The sequence below is a fragment of the Rhodococcus sp. X156 genome, from assembly GCF_004006015.1.
In the GTDB taxonomy this organism is placed as follows: domain Bacteria; phylum Actinomycetota; class Actinomycetes; order Mycobacteriales; family Mycobacteriaceae; genus X156.
This window is the reverse complement of record NZ_CP034766.1, coordinates 2,076,912-2,093,167: the sequence shown is the minus strand read 5'-3', so window position 1 is coordinate 2,093,167 and position 16,256 is coordinate 2,076,912. Positions and strand designations below refer to the sequence as shown.

Annotated in this window: 16 protein-coding genes and 4 tRNA genes; 16 read left to right on the top strand and 4 right to left on the bottom strand. The window is 71.4% G+C overall.

Annotated features, from left to right (window positions below; all coding sequences use genetic code 11):
* The first annotated feature begins 57 nt into the window (after nucleotides 1–57).
* The 3 genes from ELX43_RS09905 (at nucleotide 58) to ELX43_RS09895 (ending at nucleotide 2,040) form a co-directional block, all read left to right on the top strand.
* Nucleotides 58–402: a hypothetical protein gene (locus tag ELX43_RS09905; protein ID WP_127783259.1), complete on the top strand. Its 345-nt coding sequence runs from the start codon at nucleotides 58–60 to the stop codon at nucleotides 400–402.
* A 178-nt stretch (nucleotides 403–580) separates the two neighbouring features.
* Nucleotides 581–1,063 carry a hypothetical protein gene (locus ELX43_RS09900; protein WP_127783258.1) on the top strand — a complete coding sequence of 161 codons (483 nt, stop codon included), beginning with the start codon at nucleotides 581–583 and terminating at the stop codon, nucleotides 1,061–1,063.
* A gap of 131 nt (nucleotides 1,064–1,194) precedes the next feature.
* The gene (locus tag ELX43_RS09895; RefSeq protein WP_127783256.1) at nucleotides 1,195–2,040 is read left to right on the top strand and encodes a phage major capsid protein; all 846 of its coding nucleotides are present in this window, start codon (nucleotides 1,195–1,197) and stop codon (nucleotides 2,038–2,040) included.
* Nucleotides 2,041–2,412: 372 nt separating this feature from the next.
* On the opposite strand, the gene ELX43_RS09890 is transcribed toward ELX43_RS09895, so the two are convergent.
* The gene (locus ELX43_RS09890) at nucleotides 2,413–2,769 is read right to left on the bottom strand and encodes a hypothetical protein (RefSeq protein ID WP_127783254.1); all 357 of its coding nucleotides are present in this window, start codon (nucleotides 2,767–2,769) and stop codon (nucleotides 2,413–2,415) included.
* Nucleotides 2,770–3,170: 401 nt separating this feature from the next.
* Between ELX43_RS09890 and ELX43_RS09885 the strand changes: the two genes are divergently transcribed.
* Entirely contained in the window at nucleotides 3,171–3,569 is a 399-nt protein-coding gene (locus ELX43_RS09885; protein ID WP_164860629.1) for a hypothetical protein, read from the top strand.
* Between the two features lie 216 nt (nucleotides 3,570–3,785).
* On the opposite strand, the gene ELX43_RS09880 is transcribed toward ELX43_RS09885, so the two are convergent.
* From ELX43_RS09880 to ELX43_RS09870, 3 genes are all read right to left on the bottom strand, one after another.
* Nucleotides 3,786–3,860, bottom strand: a tRNA-Val gene (locus tag ELX43_RS09880).
* Between the two features lie 19 nt (nucleotides 3,861–3,879).
* Nucleotides 3,880–3,951, bottom strand: a tRNA-Cys gene (locus tag ELX43_RS09875).
* 26 nt (nucleotides 3,952–3,977) lie between these two features.
* Nucleotides 3,978–4,050: transfer RNA gene (locus ELX43_RS09870), tRNA-Gly, on the bottom strand.
* A gap of 466 nt (nucleotides 4,051–4,516) precedes the next feature.
* Between ELX43_RS09870 and ELX43_RS09865 the strand changes: the two genes are divergently transcribed.
* From ELX43_RS09865 to pdxS, 12 genes are all read left to right on the top strand, one after another.
* The gene (locus ELX43_RS09865; RefSeq protein ID WP_206517988.1) at nucleotides 4,517–5,137 is read left to right on the top strand and encodes an RNA polymerase sigma factor; all 621 of its coding nucleotides are present in this window, start codon (nucleotides 4,517–4,519) and stop codon (nucleotides 5,135–5,137) included.
* On the top strand, nucleotides 5,134–6,126 hold the full coding sequence (locus ELX43_RS09860) for an anti-sigma factor (RefSeq protein ID WP_127783250.1): 993 nt from the start codon (nucleotides 5,134–5,136) through the stop codon (nucleotides 6,124–6,126). Before ELX43_RS09865 ends, ELX43_RS09860 begins: the two co-directional genes overlap by 4 nt.
* Nucleotides 6,123–6,725, top strand: coding sequence for a TIGR02611 family protein (locus tag ELX43_RS09855; protein ID WP_241248883.1), 603 nt, complete (start codon nucleotides 6,123–6,125; stop codon nucleotides 6,723–6,725). The genes ELX43_RS09860 and ELX43_RS09855 overlap by 4 nt, the downstream gene beginning before the upstream one ends.
* Before the next feature lie 128 nt (nucleotides 6,726–6,853).
* Nucleotides 6,854–6,925, top strand: a tRNA-Val gene (locus tag ELX43_RS09850).
* Nucleotides 6,926–7,092: 167 nt separating this feature from the next.
* Entirely contained in the window at nucleotides 7,093–9,180 is a 2,088-nt protein-coding gene (thrS, locus tag ELX43_RS09845) for a threonine--tRNA ligase (RefSeq protein WP_127783248.1), read from the top strand.
* Nucleotides 9,177–9,731 carry an HIT domain-containing protein gene (locus ELX43_RS09840; protein WP_241248882.1) on the top strand — a complete coding sequence of 185 codons (555 nt, stop codon included), beginning with the start codon at nucleotides 9,177–9,179 and terminating at the stop codon, nucleotides 9,729–9,731. Before thrS ends, ELX43_RS09840 begins: the two co-directional genes overlap by 4 nt.
* Before the next feature lie 32 nt (nucleotides 9,732–9,763).
* Nucleotides 9,764–11,497: an alkaline phosphatase D family protein gene (locus tag ELX43_RS09835; protein ID WP_127783247.1), complete on the top strand. Its 1,734-nt coding sequence runs from the start codon at nucleotides 9,764–9,766 to the stop codon at nucleotides 11,495–11,497.
* Between the two features lie 70 nt (nucleotides 11,498–11,567).
* A complete protein-coding gene (pgsA, locus tag ELX43_RS09830) occupies nucleotides 11,568–12,194 on the top strand; it encodes a phosphatidylinositol phosphate synthase (protein WP_346773845.1) in 627 nt (208 codons plus the stop codon).
* A 3-nt stretch (nucleotides 12,195–12,197) separates the two neighbouring features.
* The gene (locus ELX43_RS09825) at nucleotides 12,198–13,088 is read left to right on the top strand and encodes a phosphatidylinositol mannoside acyltransferase (protein ID WP_127783245.1); all 891 of its coding nucleotides are present in this window, start codon (nucleotides 12,198–12,200) and stop codon (nucleotides 13,086–13,088) included.
* Nucleotides 13,085–14,215: a glycosyltransferase family 4 protein gene (locus ELX43_RS09820; RefSeq protein ID WP_127783244.1), complete on the top strand. Its 1,131-nt coding sequence runs from the start codon at nucleotides 13,085–13,087 to the stop codon at nucleotides 14,213–14,215. The genes ELX43_RS09825 and ELX43_RS09820 overlap by 4 nt, the downstream gene beginning before the upstream one ends.
* Nucleotides 14,212–15,231 (top strand): NUDIX domain-containing protein, encoded by a 1,020-nt coding sequence (locus ELX43_RS09815; protein ID WP_127783242.1) that lies wholly within the window; start codon nucleotides 14,212–14,214, stop codon nucleotides 15,229–15,231. Before ELX43_RS09820 ends, ELX43_RS09815 begins: the two co-directional genes overlap by 4 nt.
* A 100-nt stretch (nucleotides 15,232–15,331) precedes the next feature.
* Nucleotides 15,332–16,255 (top strand): pyridoxal 5'-phosphate synthase lyase subunit PdxS, encoded by a 924-nt coding sequence (gene pdxS / locus ELX43_RS09810; protein ID WP_127783240.1) that lies wholly within the window; start codon nucleotides 15,332–15,334, stop codon nucleotides 16,253–16,255.
* Nucleotide 16,256: the final 1 nt, after the last annotated feature.

Genomic DNA, 16,256 nt, shown 5'->3' with positions numbered 1-16,256 from the left:
TGCGCGTTCCTCACCCCAGCCCGCTACTGCCCCGAACACCAAACCGAAGGTGACCCGATGACCGACCACGAACACCACGAGCCCGCCCGCGACGCGCTGGCCACGCTGCTCAACAACCTCCCACCCCGGGACGTGGTGGGAGGTGGTGGGCTCAGCCGGGAGTGGCTGCGCACCGCCAACGCCAACGCCAGCGCCCACCAGCCGATGCCGGTCACGGTGCCCGGTGAGGTTGTGTGCGACGCCGACGGGCTGCCCATTGCGGTAGGACCAGCCACCACCATGACCATGTTCGCCAGCCGGGTGACCATCACCCGCGGAGAAGCCGACGCGCTCGACGTGGCTGCGGGCGAGCTTCCACACGTCCGCATCGTGGAGCCACCGCACCGAGCGGACCAGCAGTGACTGACTCACGCCTGGACGGCCGCCGTGCTTCCCCTACCCCCAGGGGGATGCACCTCGACCCGCCCACACCACTTGGCCGTGGGGGAGGTGCCTCGTTGTCCAGAGCCCTGAAATGACCCCACGGCGCCGGCCTACCGACTCACTCACAACCGCAGTCATCAACCAGAAGGAGCAAGCCATGACCCACACCGCCCCAGCACCCAGCACCCCCCAGGACGAGACCCCGCCCGTGGAAGCACCCGTGGAAGGGGCCGTGGCGGACACAGACACGCCAGGGCCTGAGACCCCCACCGAGGACACCGGCGAGGAGGCCAAGCCCGGCCGGGAAGCAGCCCGCTACCGCCGCCAGCTTCGTGAGGCCGAGGCTGAGCGCGACGCTCTGCGCGACCAGCTCACCGCCGCGCACAAGCAGATCGTCGAGGACGCCGCCGGGCTGACCAAGCCGGCAGCCCTGTGGGCTGCGGGTATCACAGTTGATGAGCTGTTCACCGATGGGCACCTGGACACGGACGCTCTCACCACGGCGGTGACCACCGCGGCTGACGCTCTGGGACTCACCCGCGTGCCGCGCACCCCCAAGGCCGATCCTTCCCAAGGCTCACACGGCGTCGGGGCCGCCCCCACAGGCCGCGCCGCGTGGGACAGCGCGCTCCGGTCCTAAAAGGACTATGCTGGCGGTGTCGGGAACGGTGGTCTGGGACCACCCCCCGGCACCGCTAGCCCCCGGTGGGCGCCGTGGTAGAGGCAGAGCCTCCCGCGTGACAACACACCCCACCCACGAGAGGCACCACCATGACCGTTGAGACCACCCGCACCAGCTCGCCCGCCTGGAGCATGGACGTCCGAGGCTTCCCTGCGGTCGACGTCGTCCCAGACGCCCTGATCCTGCAAGCCTCCACCGTGGCCGGCGCCGTAGAAGGTGACGACGTTGCCGTCCGCGTGCCGTACGCCAACGACGCCACCGCCCAGTTCGTCGCCGAGGGCGCCGACATCGCCGAGGCCGACCCCGAGCTGGCCGAGGTCGTCGTAATGACGGGCAAGGTCGCCCAGCTCGTCAGGGTCTCCCGGGAGCAGCTCGCTCAGGCCGATGCCAGCACCCTGCTCACCGCGTCCCTGTCGCGTGCGGTGACCCGCGCCGCCAACGCTGCATTCATTAGCCAGGCGGCACCCACCTCACCCGCGGTCACCCCGCCTGCCGGGCTGCTGAACGTCGCCGGCATCACCAACGGTGGGGCGGTCGCCAGTAATCTGGACACGCTCGTCGATGCCATCGCCGGCATTGAGGCTGACTACGGCACCGCGACTCACATCGTCTGTGACCCCACCGCCTGGGCATCGTTGAGCAAGCTCAAGTCCCAGACGGGCGCGGCCACCGCCCTGCTCGGTGCTGGTGTGGAGGCGGGCGCACGTCAGCTGTTGGGTGTGCCCGTGCTGGTCTCGCCTAGCGTAGGCACCGGCAAGCTGCTGGTACTGGACAAGGCGGCAGTGGTGAGCGCAGTTGGGCAGGTCATTTTGGCCCAGTCTGACCATGCGTACTTCGGCTCCGACAGCATCGGGCTGCGCTGCACCTTCCGCTTCGGCGCCAACGTTGTGCACCCGGCGCGCATCGTGAAGATGACCGTGACCCCACCGGCCTGAGACCGACGCTGGTCACGGCTGGGTCGCCCCGTGGCCAGCGTCTAGCCCGCCTCGCGTCGGTTCCAGGATTCCGACGCGAGGCGAGGCACCCCACCCCCAGGGGGATGCACCTCGGCCACCCCCGGCCCGTGGCCGTGGTTGAGGGCAGCAAACGGCGCGGATGGTTCAAAGTCTTTCGTACCATCGCCTTAACGTGACCCCGCTGAAGGGTCCGCGTGCTGTCGCTCTGCGTATTCAGGTCGTTGATGGCGGGGTGCGGTCGCAACTCAAGAGAATCTGGCCTCAGCACGGATAGCGACGTCAGGCTTGCCGGGTGCTGCGGCGGTGCCGATGTTCAGGTCGTTTAGCGTTGACAAGGTGAGCTGTCGGTCGTCAGCGCTTGAAGTGGTCGTGGATGGCTGCGCCGATCTGGGCGACCCGGCGACGGGCGGCCGCGGAGGTACGTGCGTGCTCGTCGACTAGTGCCTCGGTCTGATCCGGGCGGCGCATCACGAGGATGAGGTCGGCGTCGGCGTCGGCGAGATCTCCGAGGGCGTGGTCGAGGTCGGCCTTGAGCTGGGCGGCGGCGGCCCGGTCCCTGAGGTTGGTCAGCTCGCGGCGCACGCGCTCCAGCTCCGCACGGAATACCTCGGCGGCCTGGGCCAGGTTGTGGGTCTCTGCTCGTGCGAGGGCGATGGAGTAGTCCTCCTCCTCGGCGAGGAGTGTGGCGACGGTGCTGGTGCGGTCCATGGGCTCCCCTGGGTGTGCTGGGGGCTCATTGTGGCATGGGGCACAACGCAAACGACCTTCCCTCGCGGAGGTGGGAGGCGGGGTCCGCCGGTCACGCGGAGAGCGGGGCTGTCGTGGGCCCAGGCGATCCGCAGGTGACATTCGGGATGGCCACCAGCCGCGTTGTGCCGGCTATGGCACGAAACGACTGCACCGACCGCTCGCACAGTGCGACGATGCAGCGGCCGCTACTGGCTCTGCCTGTGGCGGACGTGCGGCGCCCACCATGACTACCCCTCCTTGTCGTGGCGGGCGCCGCTAAGTCGCGGGGATACGGAGGCCCGGCTGAACTGGCGTTCGTCCGCACCCCATCCGCCCGTGCGCCCGCATCGGCGCCACTTATTGTCAAAGGGGAGTGTTGGATGCGTCGCGGAATGGTGCTGTTGCTGTGCACGTTTGGGGTTATGGTGGCCGGATGCGGCGGCAGTTCGGAAGAGGCTGCACCACCGCCTGCGGCCACGCCAACCGCTGTCGCCGAGGTCGACGAGTATCCGCAACTAGACATGACGAGCGAGTCGCTGTCTGCATTGGTTGAGGTGTTTCGCTTGCGGTTCCCTGCGTTGTCTGTAGCGCGGACTGATAACGAGATCGTCCTGGCCTTTCAGAACACATGCACAGCCATCAAGTCGGGCTCGACGCCTGGGTCCGCGGTGGTGCCGATGTTCTTGTCGTTCAAGGCGGACAAGGTACAGCCGACGGATGAGGTACCCGGGCTGTCGTCGTTGGCGGTGACGCGGGTCTGCCCGAACTACAGGGGGTAAGTGCGCCAGCTGCGACAGAGCGCGCCACCCACAGACGGAGCCTGCCTCGCACCTTGCGGAGCGGGGCTGGCCCCGTCCTGTTTGGCGCGCGGGCGGGTGAGGCGGAAGGCCTGCGGCCAGCCACCGGATCCAGGTGCCATCCGACACGTATCCGACACGGGGCCAAACAAAAAAGGCCCCTGACTTGCATTTCTGCAGGTCAGGGGCTTTTCTAGATGGTGGGCGATACTGGGATTGAACCAGTGACCTCTTCCGTGTCAGGGAAGCGCTCTCCCACTGAGCTAATCGCCCTAAGGTAAACGTTCGATCGAGGCGGAGACGGGAATCGAACCCGTGTACAGGGCTTTGCAGGCCCTTGCCTAAGCCACTCGGCCACTCCGCCGGGAGAGCCCGAGTTACAGCCTCTCGAGCGGATGACGGGATTCGAACCCGCGACCCCAACCTTGGCAAGGTTGTGCGCTACCAGCTGCGCTACATCCGCACTCGCTCCGTCCTGCGGGGCGTTGGCCCTGCTTGGCGGTGCGAGAGGAACAGTAACTGAGGGGTCCAGCGATATCCAAACCGGGGGTGCCCCCTCCCGGGGCGCACGGTTCGTCGGCCGGGTCCAACGCCCCGCTGACCAGCCGCGACGGCGCGATTATGGCCTGCGCCACTCCGTGTTGCGGGCCTGGTGGGCGTGCGGATGGACGACGACCGGCCCCCGCGAGTTGGTGCTGGTCAGGGGCGGGTCCTGCGCGCCGCTGGTGCATTTGTCGTGGTTCTGGCGGATCCCCGTACCCTGGTGATCAAACCGGGGAGACCCGGCGCGCTCGCGGCGGGTGAACCATCGGACTGCCTGTGTGCGAAGACATGACGTGAGGAACATGCCTGTGGTGGAGAGCAGCCCCCGTGGTGGGCACGGAGACGATCCGGAGCCCCCACGCACGGCTGCGCCTCGCCGACCTCGAGTGGCACCGGACCCGGAGCGGGCCCGCCAGGACGTGCGGATCGTGGAGCGCATCGGCGCCGGCGACGAGTCTGCGCTGGCCGAGCTCTACGACCGCTACGCCAAGCCGGCCTACTCCCTGGCTCGACGCATCTGCGTGGACGAGGTGCTGGCTGAGGACGTCGTGCAGGAGGTGTTCCTCTCGGTGTGGCGCGAGCCCGGCAGCTACGTGCCCGGCCGCGGGGCATTCGCCTCGTGGCTGCTGACGGTGGTGCACCACAAGGCGGTGGACGCGGTCCGTCGCGAGGGAGTGCACCGTCGGCGCCAGGTGGTGATGGACGACGAGGTCCCCGAGCCCACGGGGTTGGCCGACCCCGGCGCCGACCACAGCGCGATCGACAACGTGCTCGGCGACGACGTGCGCCGAGCGATCGGAGCGCTCCCGCCGGACCAGGCGCGCGCCATGCTGCTGGCCTACTACGGCGGCTACACCCAGCGTGAGGTCGCCTCGATCGTCGGCGTGCCGCTCGGCACGGTGAAGTCACGAATGTTCGCGGCGTCGCAACGACTCCGCGGGGTGCTCGCCCCGATGGCGCTGGACTTCGGCATCGGCGGAGCACGTGTGGAAGGACAGGGCCTGTGAGCGCAGAGGGAATGGGCGCAGAGGGGATGGGCGCAGAGGGGATGGGCGCAGAGGGAATGGGCGCACACGGGATGGGCGCAGACCGGACGGGCACCGAAGCAGAGGGCAGCTGCGAGTACCTCGAGCTGGCGACCGGCTGGGCGCTGCACGCCCTCGAGCCGGAGGACGAGGCGTTCTTCGCCCGCCACCTGCCCGGCTGCGCGGAGTGCGCGGAGGAGGTCGAGGCGACCGAGGAGATCGCGCTGCTGCTGGCCGCGGACGTGGAGCAGGTTGATCCGCCCGAGCACCTGCGGGCCTCGGTGCTGGAGCTGGCGCGCGGGTCAGGCACCAGCGGCGGACAGACCTCGCCGGCGCCGTCCACGAGCGTCCCTGGTGTAGGCCCGAGCGGCAGCACCACGCCCGGCAGCCCGGGCGCGCACCGCCCCGTCGGCGGCCCGCTGCGCGGGCGGGGAGCCACCCGGGGTGGACCGGGGCGCTGGCTCGGAGGTTCGCGGCGCGCGCTGCTCGCTGCGGCGGCCGTGCTGGTCCTCGGCGTGGGAGTGGTGGCCGGCTGGGCCGGCGCGAACGTCTTCGACGGCTCGACCAGCACCACCCCCACGGTGTCGGCCTTCGACCAGCCCCAGGTGGTCAGCGCGCTGTCCGACCCGTCGGTGCGCAAGGTGGCGCTGCGGGAGAAGGACCTCACCGGTGCGCCGATGGCCCTCTTGCTGGCCGGAGACTCCGGCACCATGGTGGTGCCCATGAACATGCCCGGCGCCGCCGCCAACAGCCAGTACGTGTTGTGGGGGATGAACGGCCTCGGTGACACCAGCCCGGTGATGCTGGGTCCAGTGACCACTACCGGGGCGCCCGCCGGTGCCCTCGGGGTGGCGCCGATGACCACGTCCGACCCCACCAGCTTCCCGATGTTCGCGGTGTCCGTGGAGCCCGCAGGAGCCCAACCGGCCAGCCCGGGCACCATCGTCGCGATCGGACAGGTCTCGGCGTGAGCGGACAACCAGAGCGGCAGGACGCCCTGCCAGAGGAGACCATGACCGAGCAGACCGTGCCAGCAGAGACCCCGCCGCAGAAGGATGCGCGGCAGGAGACCGTGCCGCAGAAGACTGTGCGGCAGGAGACTGCGGCGCAGGAGAGTGCGCGGCACGAGCGGGAGGAGCGGGGCGTCGAGCAGCCCGACGACGGCTGGCTCGTGCGCACCCAGAAGAAGCACCGACGGTGGCGTGAGCGGCTGCGGCACCGGCGCACGGCGAACCTGGTGTACCGCATCAGCACCGGCGTGGTGGGCACGCTGGTGCTCTGCCTGGGCATCCTCCTCATTCCCTACCCCGGACCGGGGTGGGCCGTGGTCATCGCCGGGCTGGCCATCCTGGCCAGCGAGTTCTCCTGGGCGCAGCGCGTGCTGGCACAGGTCAAGAAGTTCTACTACGGCTGGACGCGCTGGCTGGCGTCGCAGCCACGCTGGATCCAGGCCCTGGCGTGGCTGGGAACTGCGGCGATCGTGCTGACCACGCTGTGGCTGATCGGCGCGCTGGCCCTCATGGCGGACCTCGTCGGCTATGACGCCGGGTGGGTGCAGTCACCCCTCTAGCGGGGTCTGGAACCCGACCAGCCGACCGCCCCAAGGGCGTCCGCGGAGGGCCCTTGCAAGGGCCCTCCGCGGGACGTGTTAATGTTCCCAACCGCACCGACCGACCAGGGTTCACCCGGGTCAGGCACGGTCCCGTGGCTCAGTGGAAGAGCGTCCCGTTCACACCGGGAAGGTCGCTGGTTCGAACCCAGCCGGGACCACCCTCACCTCTCCGGCAGGCTCCTGCCGACCTCCGCGCCACCTTCGCTCCCGCCTCCCGTGCGTCTGCTGCCGGGCGCCCGGACGGGCACCGATAGCATCGGGGCACACAACGGTGACGCACCCCGTCGCCGGTCCCCGCGTCGTTCAGCACAAGGAGCCCAGCACCGTGGCACATCCAGTCGAGTCCGCCCCGCAGCACGTGACAGTTGCGGCGGGCACCACGGCCGGGACCGCGGTGCGTGAGGCCGGACTGCCGGGCAAGGGTGCCGAGGCGATCGTGGTGGTCAAGGACGCCGAGGGCCAGCTGCGCGACCTGTCCTGGGTCCCGGACGCCGACACCGAGGTGGCGGCCGTCGCCGCAGGCAGTCCCGAGGGCCGCATGGTCATCCGGCACTCCTGCGCCCACGTGCTGGCCCAGGCCGTGCAGGACCTCTTCCCGGACGCGCGGCTGGGCGTCGGCCCGCCGATCACCGACGGCTTCTACTACGACTTCGCCATGCCACGGCCCTTCACCCCGGAGGACCTGACGGCGCTGGAGAAGCGGATGCGCCAGATCATCAAGGGCGCCCAGCGGTTCTCCCGCCGCGTGATCGAGGTGGACGAGGCCGAGCAGGAGCTGGCCGGCGAGCCGTTCAAGCTCGAGCTGATCCGCGACAAGTCCGGCATCGACGACCCGGAGGTCATGGAGGTCGGCGCCGGCGAGCTGACCATGTACGACAACCTCGACCCGCGCAGCGGTGACCTGGTGTGGACCGACCTGTGCCGCGGCCCGCACATCCCCACCACCAAGCACATCCCCGCCTTCAAACTCACCCGCAGCTCCGCGGCCTACTGGCGCGGCGACCAGAACAACGCCGGCCTGCAGCGCGTGTACGGCACCGCCTGGGAGTCCAGCGAGGCCCTGGACGCGCACCTCACCCTGCTGGCCGAGGCCGAGCGCCGCGACCACCGCCGCCTGGGCACCGAGCTGGACCTGTTCAGCTTCCCGGACGAGATCGGCTCCGGCCTGGCCGTCTTCCACCCCCGCGGCGGCATCATCCGCCGGGCCATGGAGGACTACTCCCGCATCCGGCACGAGCAGGAGGGCTACGAGTTCGTCTACTCCCCGCACATCACCAAGGGCAGCCTGTTCGAGGTCTCCGGGCACCTGAGCTGGTACCGCGACGGCATGTACCCGCCGATGCACCTGGACGCGGAGTACAACGAGGACGGCACCCTGCGCAAGCGGGGCCAGGACTACTACCTCAAGCCGATGAACTGCCCGATGCACGACCTGATCTTCCGGTCGCGCGGGCGCTCCTACCGCGAGCTGCCGCTGCGGCTGTTCGAGTTCGGCACCGTCTACCGCAACGAGAAGTCCGGCGTGGTGCACGGCCTCACCCGCGCCCGCGGCTTCACCCAGGACGACGCACACATCTTCTGCACCCCCGAGCAGGTGCAGGAAGAGCTGACGTCGCTGCTGGACTTCGTCCTCGGCCTGCTCCGCGACTTCGGCCTGGACGACTTCTACCTCGAGCTGTCCACCCGCAACGAGGACAAGTACGTGGGCACCGACGAGAACTGGGCGGAGGCCACGGAGGCGCTGCGGGTGGCCGCGGAGCGCTCCGGCCTGGACCTGGTGCCCGACCCGGGCGGCGCGGCCTTCTACGGCCCCAAGGTGTCCGTGCAGGCGCGCGACGCCCTCGGGCGCACCTGGCAGATGTCCACCATCCAGGTGGACTTCAACCTGCCCGAGCTCTTCGAGCTGGAGTACACCTCCGACGACGGCTCCCGCAAGCGTCCGGTGATGATCCACCGCGCCCTGTTCGGCTCCATCGAGCGCTTCTTCGGGGTGCTCACCGAGCACTATGGCGGCGCCTTCCCGGCGTGGCTCGCCCCCGTCCAGGTGGTGGGCATCCCGGTGGCCGAGGCCTTCGCCGACCACCTGCTGGACGTGGCCAAGCAGCTGCGCACCCACGCCGTCCGGGTGGACGTGGACCTCAGCGACGAGCGGATGCAGAAGAAGATCCGCACGCACACCACCCAGAAGGTGCCGTTCATGCTGCTGGCCGGCGAGCGCGACGTGGAGGCCGGCGCGGTGAGCTTCCGGTTCCGCGACGGCACCCAGGTCAACGGCGTGCCGGTGGAGCGGGCCGTGGCGCTGATCACCGACTGGGTGGCGCGGCGGGAGAACGCCTCGCCCACTGCCGAGGTGGTGCAGGCCGAGCTGGCGCAGGGGGAGCAGGCACAGACCGAGCTGGTGCAGGCGGAGTGACCGAGCTGCGCCAGCACGGGGTGGGGACCCCCGATCGCCTGGAGCGCCTGTGGACCCCGCACCGGATGTCCTACATCGCCAGCCCGGTGGGGGAGGACGACCTGGGCGAGCGCGCTCCCGCGCCGGAGTGCCCGTTGTGCGTCATCCCGACCATGAGCGACGAGGACGGGCTGGTGCTGACCCGCGGTGAGCACGTGTACGCGGTGCTCAACCTCTACCCGTACAACCCCGGCCACCTCATGGTGCTGCCCTACCGGCACGTGGCCGAGCTGGAGGACCTCACTGATGCGGAGTCGGCCGAGCTGATGGCGCTCACCCGCGACGCCATCCGGGTGGTCCGCCAGGTCTCCCGCCCGCACGGCTTCAACGTGGGGCTCAACCTGGGCTCGGTGGCGGGGGGATCGCTTGCCGCACACCTGCACCAGCACGTGGTGCCCCGCTGGGGCGGCGACGCGAACTTCATCACGGTGCTCGGCGGTACCAAGGTCCTGCCCCAGCTGCTGGGGGAGACCCGGCAGCTGCTCGCCGAGGCCTGGCCCGCGCCGAACTGAGCGCCCGAGCGTCGGTCGCTAGGGTGACCCTGGTGAACCACGACGAGCAGAACACCGACGAGCAGACCACCGACGTCGCCGCCGAGCGGGCCGGCATCGTGCTCGGGCCGCTGCTGCGGTTCGTCGACGACCACCAGGCCACCGTGTGGGTGGAGACCGACACCGCGGTGCAGGTGACGGTGGAGTGCGACGGCGTCCGCCGCACCGAGCCCACCTGGAGCCTGCACGGCCACCACTACGCCCTGGTGGTGCTCGACGGCCTGCCCGCCGACGCCGAGCTGCCCTACACGGTCTCGCTGGACGACCAGCAGGTGTGGCCGCTGCCCGGGGCGCCGGCGAGCCTGGTGCGCACCACCTCCGACGAGGAGTCGGTGCGCCTGGCCTTCGGGTCCTGCCGGCGCGGCGAGGGCCACACCCCCGACCAGCTCGCGGCGCTGGGCGCGGACGCCCTGGTGGCCATGGCACTGCGCATGCAGGAGCTCGACCACGCCCAGTGGCCGGACGCGCTGCTGCTGGTGGGCGACCAGGTGTACGCCGACGACCCCTCCGAGGCGATCCTGGAGAAGCTGCACGCCCGCCGCGCCGCCGGCGAGGGCCCGCCCGGGGTGGACGCCGGTGGCGAGGAGGTCGTGGACGAGATTTGCGACTTCGAGGAGTACACCTGGCTCTACCACGAGTCCTGGGGCTCCGAGCACGTCCGCTGGCTGCTCTCCACCCTGCCCACCTGCATGATCCTGGACGACCACGACCTGCGGGACGACTGGAACAGCTCGTGGTCGTGGCGCCAGCAGATCATCACCGAGCCGTGGTGGCGCTCCCGCGTGATCGGCGCCTTCTCCTCGTACTGGGTGTACCAGCACCTGGGCAACCTCTCGCCCACCGAGCTGGCCGAGGACAAGCTCTACCAGGCGGTGCGCGAGGCCCCCGGGGACGCCGAGCGGGTGCAGCTGCTGGCCGACTTCGCCTGGCGCGCCGACACCGAGCCGCAGTCGATGCAGTGGAGCTATCACCGGGACTTCGGGCGCAACCGCCTGGTGGTGCTGGACTCCCGCTGCTCACGCCGGCTGGACCCGGCCAACCGCGCCATGATGGACACCGCCGAGTGGGAGTGGGCGCGGCAGCAGGCGCTGCAGCCGCTGCCGTCGGGCAAGCCGGTGCAGCACCTGCTCATCGGGTCCACGCTGCCGTTCCTCATGCTCCCGGGCCTGCACCACCTGGAGGGCTGGAACGAGGCCACCGCGCAGGGGGCCTGGGGCAAGCTGGGTTCCAAGGTGGGGGAGAAGATCCGGCTGGCGGTGGACCTGGAGCACTGGGCGGCGTTCCGGCAGTCCTTCGACGACATGGTGGCCCTCGTCGCCGACGTCGCGCACCTGCCGGAGCCCCCCGCGAGCGTGCTGTGGCTGTCCGGCGACGTGCACTGCTCCTACCTGGCCGAGGCGCAGGTGCAGGACGTGGAACCGCGCGACACCGCGGTGCACCAGCTGACCATGTCGCCGTTCCGCAACCCGCTGAACAAGCCCATCCAGGTGGTCAACAAGCTGGTCAAGCGCCCCGCCGTGGCCGGGACGCTGCGGCTGCTGGCCCGGGCCGCCGGGGTGCGCGATCCCGCCATCCGCTGGGACGTGCAGGGCGGACCGTGGTTCGACAACGGAGTGATGACGGTGGTGCTCAAGGGGCGCAAGGCCAGCGTCGAGGTGGAGCACGCGTCCGTGGACGAGCAGGGCCGGCAGGTGCTGCAGCGAACACTGGTGCGCCGACTGGCGTGAGGTCAACGACTATCCTGCTCGCAGCCGCCCCGCAGAACCCGGGTGGATCCACTGATGCGGAGATGAGACGTTGAGCGCGTTCAGCACGTACGCCAGGTCGGCGCTGTCCAAGGGCACGATGTCGCTGGCCCGGTCGCTGGTGCGCATCGGCCTCACCCCGGACGCGGTCACCATCATCGGCACCGTGGCCAGCGTGGTGGCCGCACTGGTGCTGTTCCCCACCGACCACCTGCTCGCTGCTGCGCTGGTCATCTGGTTCTTCGTCATGTTCGACATGCTGGACGGCGCGATGGCCCGGGTGCGCGGCGGCGGAACCCCCTTCGGGGCGGTGCTGGACGCCACCTGCGACCGCATCGCCGACGGGGCCATCTTCGCCGCGCTGGCCTGGTGGGCGTTCACCACCGGGGACAGCCGGCCGCTGGCCGTCGCGGCGCTGTTGTGCCTGATCACCTCCCAGGTCACCTCCTACGTCAAGGCCCGGGCCGAGGCCAGCGGCTTCGCGGCGCACGCCGGCTTCATCGAGCGCCCCGAGCGGTTGATCATCGTGCTCACCGGCGCCGGGCTCACCGGGATGGGTCTGCCGTGGGCCGTGCACGTCGCGGTGTGGTTCCTGGCCGCGGCCAGCGTGCTCACCGTGGTTCAGCGGCTGCTGGCGGTGCGCAACGCCGACGGCGCCCGCGACCAGATCCCGGTCTGACCCGTGCGGGCAGCTGAGCGCGCCGCCGACCTGGGGTACGCGGCGGGATGGCGGGTGGTGCGCGCCCTGCCGGAGCCGGTGGCCGCCCGCCTCGCCGACGCCGGCGCGGGCCTGGCCGCGCGCTGGGGCGGTCCGGGCACCCAGCAGCTGCGCCGCAACCTGGCCCGGGTGCTGGGCGTCACCCCGGAGGAGGTGCCCGAGCAGCTGGTGCGCGAGTCGCTGCGCTCCTACGGCCGCTACTGGCGGGAGGCGTTCCGGCTGCCCGCCATGGACAAGGCGGCGCTGGCCGCGAGCATCACCGCCGACATCGAGGGCCGGGAGCACCTGGACGCGGCCCTGGCCCGGGGCAAGGGCGTCGTCGTCGCGCTGCCGCACAGCGGGAACTGGGACGTGGCCGGGGTGTGGCTGGCGGCCACCCACGGCACCTTCACCACCGTCGCGGAGCGGCTCAAGCCGGAGCGGCTGTTCCAGCGCTTCGTGGCTTACCGGGAGAGCCTCGGCTTCGAGATCCTCCCGCTCACCGGAGGTGCGGAGTCGCCGGTGCGCGGGCTGGTCCGCCGGCTGCGCTCCGGCGGCGTCATCTGCCTGCTCGGCGACCGCGAGCTCAGCGGCGTGGGCATCACCGTCAGCTTCTTCGGCGAGAAGACCACCATGCCCGCGGGTCCGGCGCGGCTGGCCCGCAGCACCGGGGCGGCGCTGCTGCCGGCGCACTGCTGGTACACCCCGCGCGGGTGGCGGATGCGGGTGCACCCGCCGGTCGACCCCGCCCTGGACGTGCAGGCCGCCACGCAGGCCATGGCCGACCGCTTCGCCGAGGGCATCGCCGCCCACCCGGCCGACTGGCACATGCTGCAACCGCTGTGGCACGCCGACCAGGCGGCGGGGAAGCGATGAAGATCGGGATGGTCTGCCCGTACTCCTTCGACGTGCCCGGCGGCGTGCAGGCGCACATCGCCGAGCTGGCCGCGGTGTTCATCGACCAGGGCCACGAGGTCAGCGTGCTGGCCCCGGCCGAGGAGGGCACGCAGCTGCCGTCGTACGTGGTCAACGGCGGCAAGGCCATCGGCGTGCCCTACAACGGGTCGGTGGCGCGGCTGAGCTTCGGGCCGAGCCACTGGGCGAAGGTGCGGCGCTGGATCGGGGAGAACTCCTTCGACGTGCTGCACATCCACGAGCCCAACGCGCCGAGCCTGTCCATGTGGGCGATGGCGGTGGCCGACGGTCCCATCGTCGCCACCTTCCACACCTCCACCACCCGCTCGCGGGTGCTCAGCACCTTCCAGCCGGTGCTGCAGCCGTTCCTGGAGAAGATCAGCGGCCGCATCGCGGTGTCCGACCTGGCCCGGCGCTGGCAGGTGGAGTCGCTCGGCTCCGACGCAGTGCTCATCCCCAACGGCGTGCACGTGCGCGCCTTCGCCGACGCGCAGCCGCTGCCGGGCTTCCCCCGCGAGGGCGGCACGCTGGCCTTCGTCGGTCGCTACGACGAGCCGCGCAAGGGCATGCCCGTGCTGCTGGGTGCGCTGCCCCAGCTGGTGGCCGCCCACCCCGACCTGCAGGTGCTGGTGGTCGGCGGTGGCGACGAGGCGGCGCTGCGCAAGGCCGCCGGCCGCGCGGTGTCCCGCCGGATGGTGCTGCTCGGGCGGGTCAGCGACGAGGAGAAGGCCTCGGCGCTGCGCAGCGCCGACGTCTACTGCGCACCCAACACCGGCGGCGAGAGCTTCGGCATCGTGCTGGTGGAAGCCATGTCCGCGGGCACCGCGGTGGCCGCCAGCGACCTGGACGCCTTCCGCCGGGTGCTCAACGACGGGGCCGCCGGACGGCTGGTGCCCACCGGCGACTCCGCCGCCTGGGCGCGGCACCTGCACGAGATGCTCGGCGACGCCCCGGGCCGGGCCCGGCTGGTCGCCGCCGGGCGCGAGGCGGTGCAGAGCTACGACTGGCAGGTGGTGGCCCAGCGGGTGATGCAGGTCTACGAGACCGTCACCGCCGGCCGCGACCGGGTGCACGAGGTGGACCAGTGAGCACCTGGACCCTGCTGCTGGTCGTGGCGCTGGTCGTGCTGGTGGCGCTGGCCGCCCTGTGGAGCTACGGCACCGCCCACCGCCTCGACCGGCTGCACGTGCGCCTGGACTCGGCGTGGATCGCGCTGGAGGCGGCCCTGTCCCGGCGCGCCGTGGTGGCCCGCTCGGTGGCCCTCGCGGTGCCCCCGGGTGCCCGGGTGGACGGTCGCCGGCTCACCAGCCTGGCCGCCGGGGCCGAGCGCACCGACCGCGAGCGCCGCGAGACGGTGGAGAACGCGCTGTCGGTGGCGCTGGACCAGGTGCCGGTGGACCAGCTCTCGCCGCAGCTGGCCGCCGAGCTGGCCGACGCCCAGACCCGGGTGCTGCTGGCCCGCCGCTTCTACAACGACGCCGTGCGCGACACCCAGGCGCTGCGCAGCCGACGGCTGGTGCGCTGGTTCCGCCTGGGCGGCACCGCGCCGCAACCGCGCTACTTCGAGATCGCCGAGGCCGAGGTCGCCGACGCGACCGCCCCGCCCCAGCGCCCGGCCGCGCGGGTGCTGCTGCTCGACCCGGACGGCCGGGTGCTCATGCTGCGCGGGGCCAGCACCACCGCCCCGGACACCCACTACTGGATCACCACCGGTGGGGGGCTGGAGCCGGGGGAGTCGCTGGTGGAGGCGGGGGTGCGCGAGGTGGCCGAGGAGACCGGTCACCGGCTGGACGTCGCGGCGCTGCGCGGACCGCTGTGGTGGCGGCGCACCGTGCTGGAGCTGGAGGGCCGCACCGTGGAGGCGGCCGAGACGTACTTCGCGGCGTGCGTGCCGCCGTTCCTGCCGCACACCGACGGCTACACCGAGCTGGAGCAGCGGGTGTTCGCGCAGCCGCGCTGGTGCACGCCGGAGGAGCTGGTCGAGCTGGAGGGCCGCGGGGAGCAGGTGTACCCCCCGGGCCTGCCCGCGCTGCTGCCGGAGGCGCTCGCGGCGGCGGCGGCCGGACCGGACGCCCCGGGCCCGGTGCTCAGGCGCATTCCCTGAGCCGGACGCCGGCGGAGGACGTCGGCGGAGGACGTCGGCGCCAACCCCTACGATGGAGCCTGACCGGCACCAAGCCTCAGCAGGAGATCGGGAGTACACCGTGAGCACCGCTCAGCCCAGCACCCCTCAGCCGTCCACCGCAGGCGGAACCGGCACGGCCCGCGTGAAGCGCGGCATGGCGGAGATGCTCAAGGGCGGCGTCATCATGGACGTGGTCACCGCCGAGCAGGCCAAGATCGCCGAGGACGCCGGCGCCGTGGCCGTGATGGCCCTGGAGCGCGTCCCCGCCGACATCCGCGCCGAGGGCGGCGTCTCCCGGATGAGCGACCCGGACATGATCGACAGCATCATCTCCTCGGTCAGCATCCCGGTGATGGCCAAGGCCCGCATCGGTCACTTCGTCGAGGCGCAGATCCTGCAGAGCCTGGGCGTGGACTACGTCGACGAGTCCGAGGTCCTCACCCCGGCCGACTACGCCCACCACATCGACAAGTGGCAGTTCACCGTGCCCTTCGTCTGCGGTGCCACCAACCTCGGCGAGGCCCTGCGCCGCATCACCGAGGGTGCGGCCATGATCCGCTCCAAGGGTGAGGCCGGCACGGGGGACGTCTCCAACGCCACCATGCACATGCGCACCATCTCCGCGGAGATCCGCCGGCTGTCCACGCTGCGCGCCGACGAGCTCTACGTCGCCGCCAAGGAGCTGCAGGCCCCCTACGAGCTGGTGGCCGAGGTCGCCGCCGCGGGCAAGCTGCCCGTCACGCTGTTCACCGCCGGTGGCATCGCCACCCCGGCCGACGCGGCCATGATGATGCAGCTGGGCGCCGACGGCGTCTTCGTCGGCTCGGGCATCTTCAAGTCCGGCAACCCCGCGCAGCGCGCGGAGGCCATCGTCAAGGCCACCACCTTCCACGACGACCCCGACACCCTGGCCAAGGTCTCCCGCGGCCTGGGCGAGGCGATGGTCGGCATCAACGTGGAGCAGCTGCCGGTGGATCACCGGCTGTCCACCCGCGGCTGGTAGC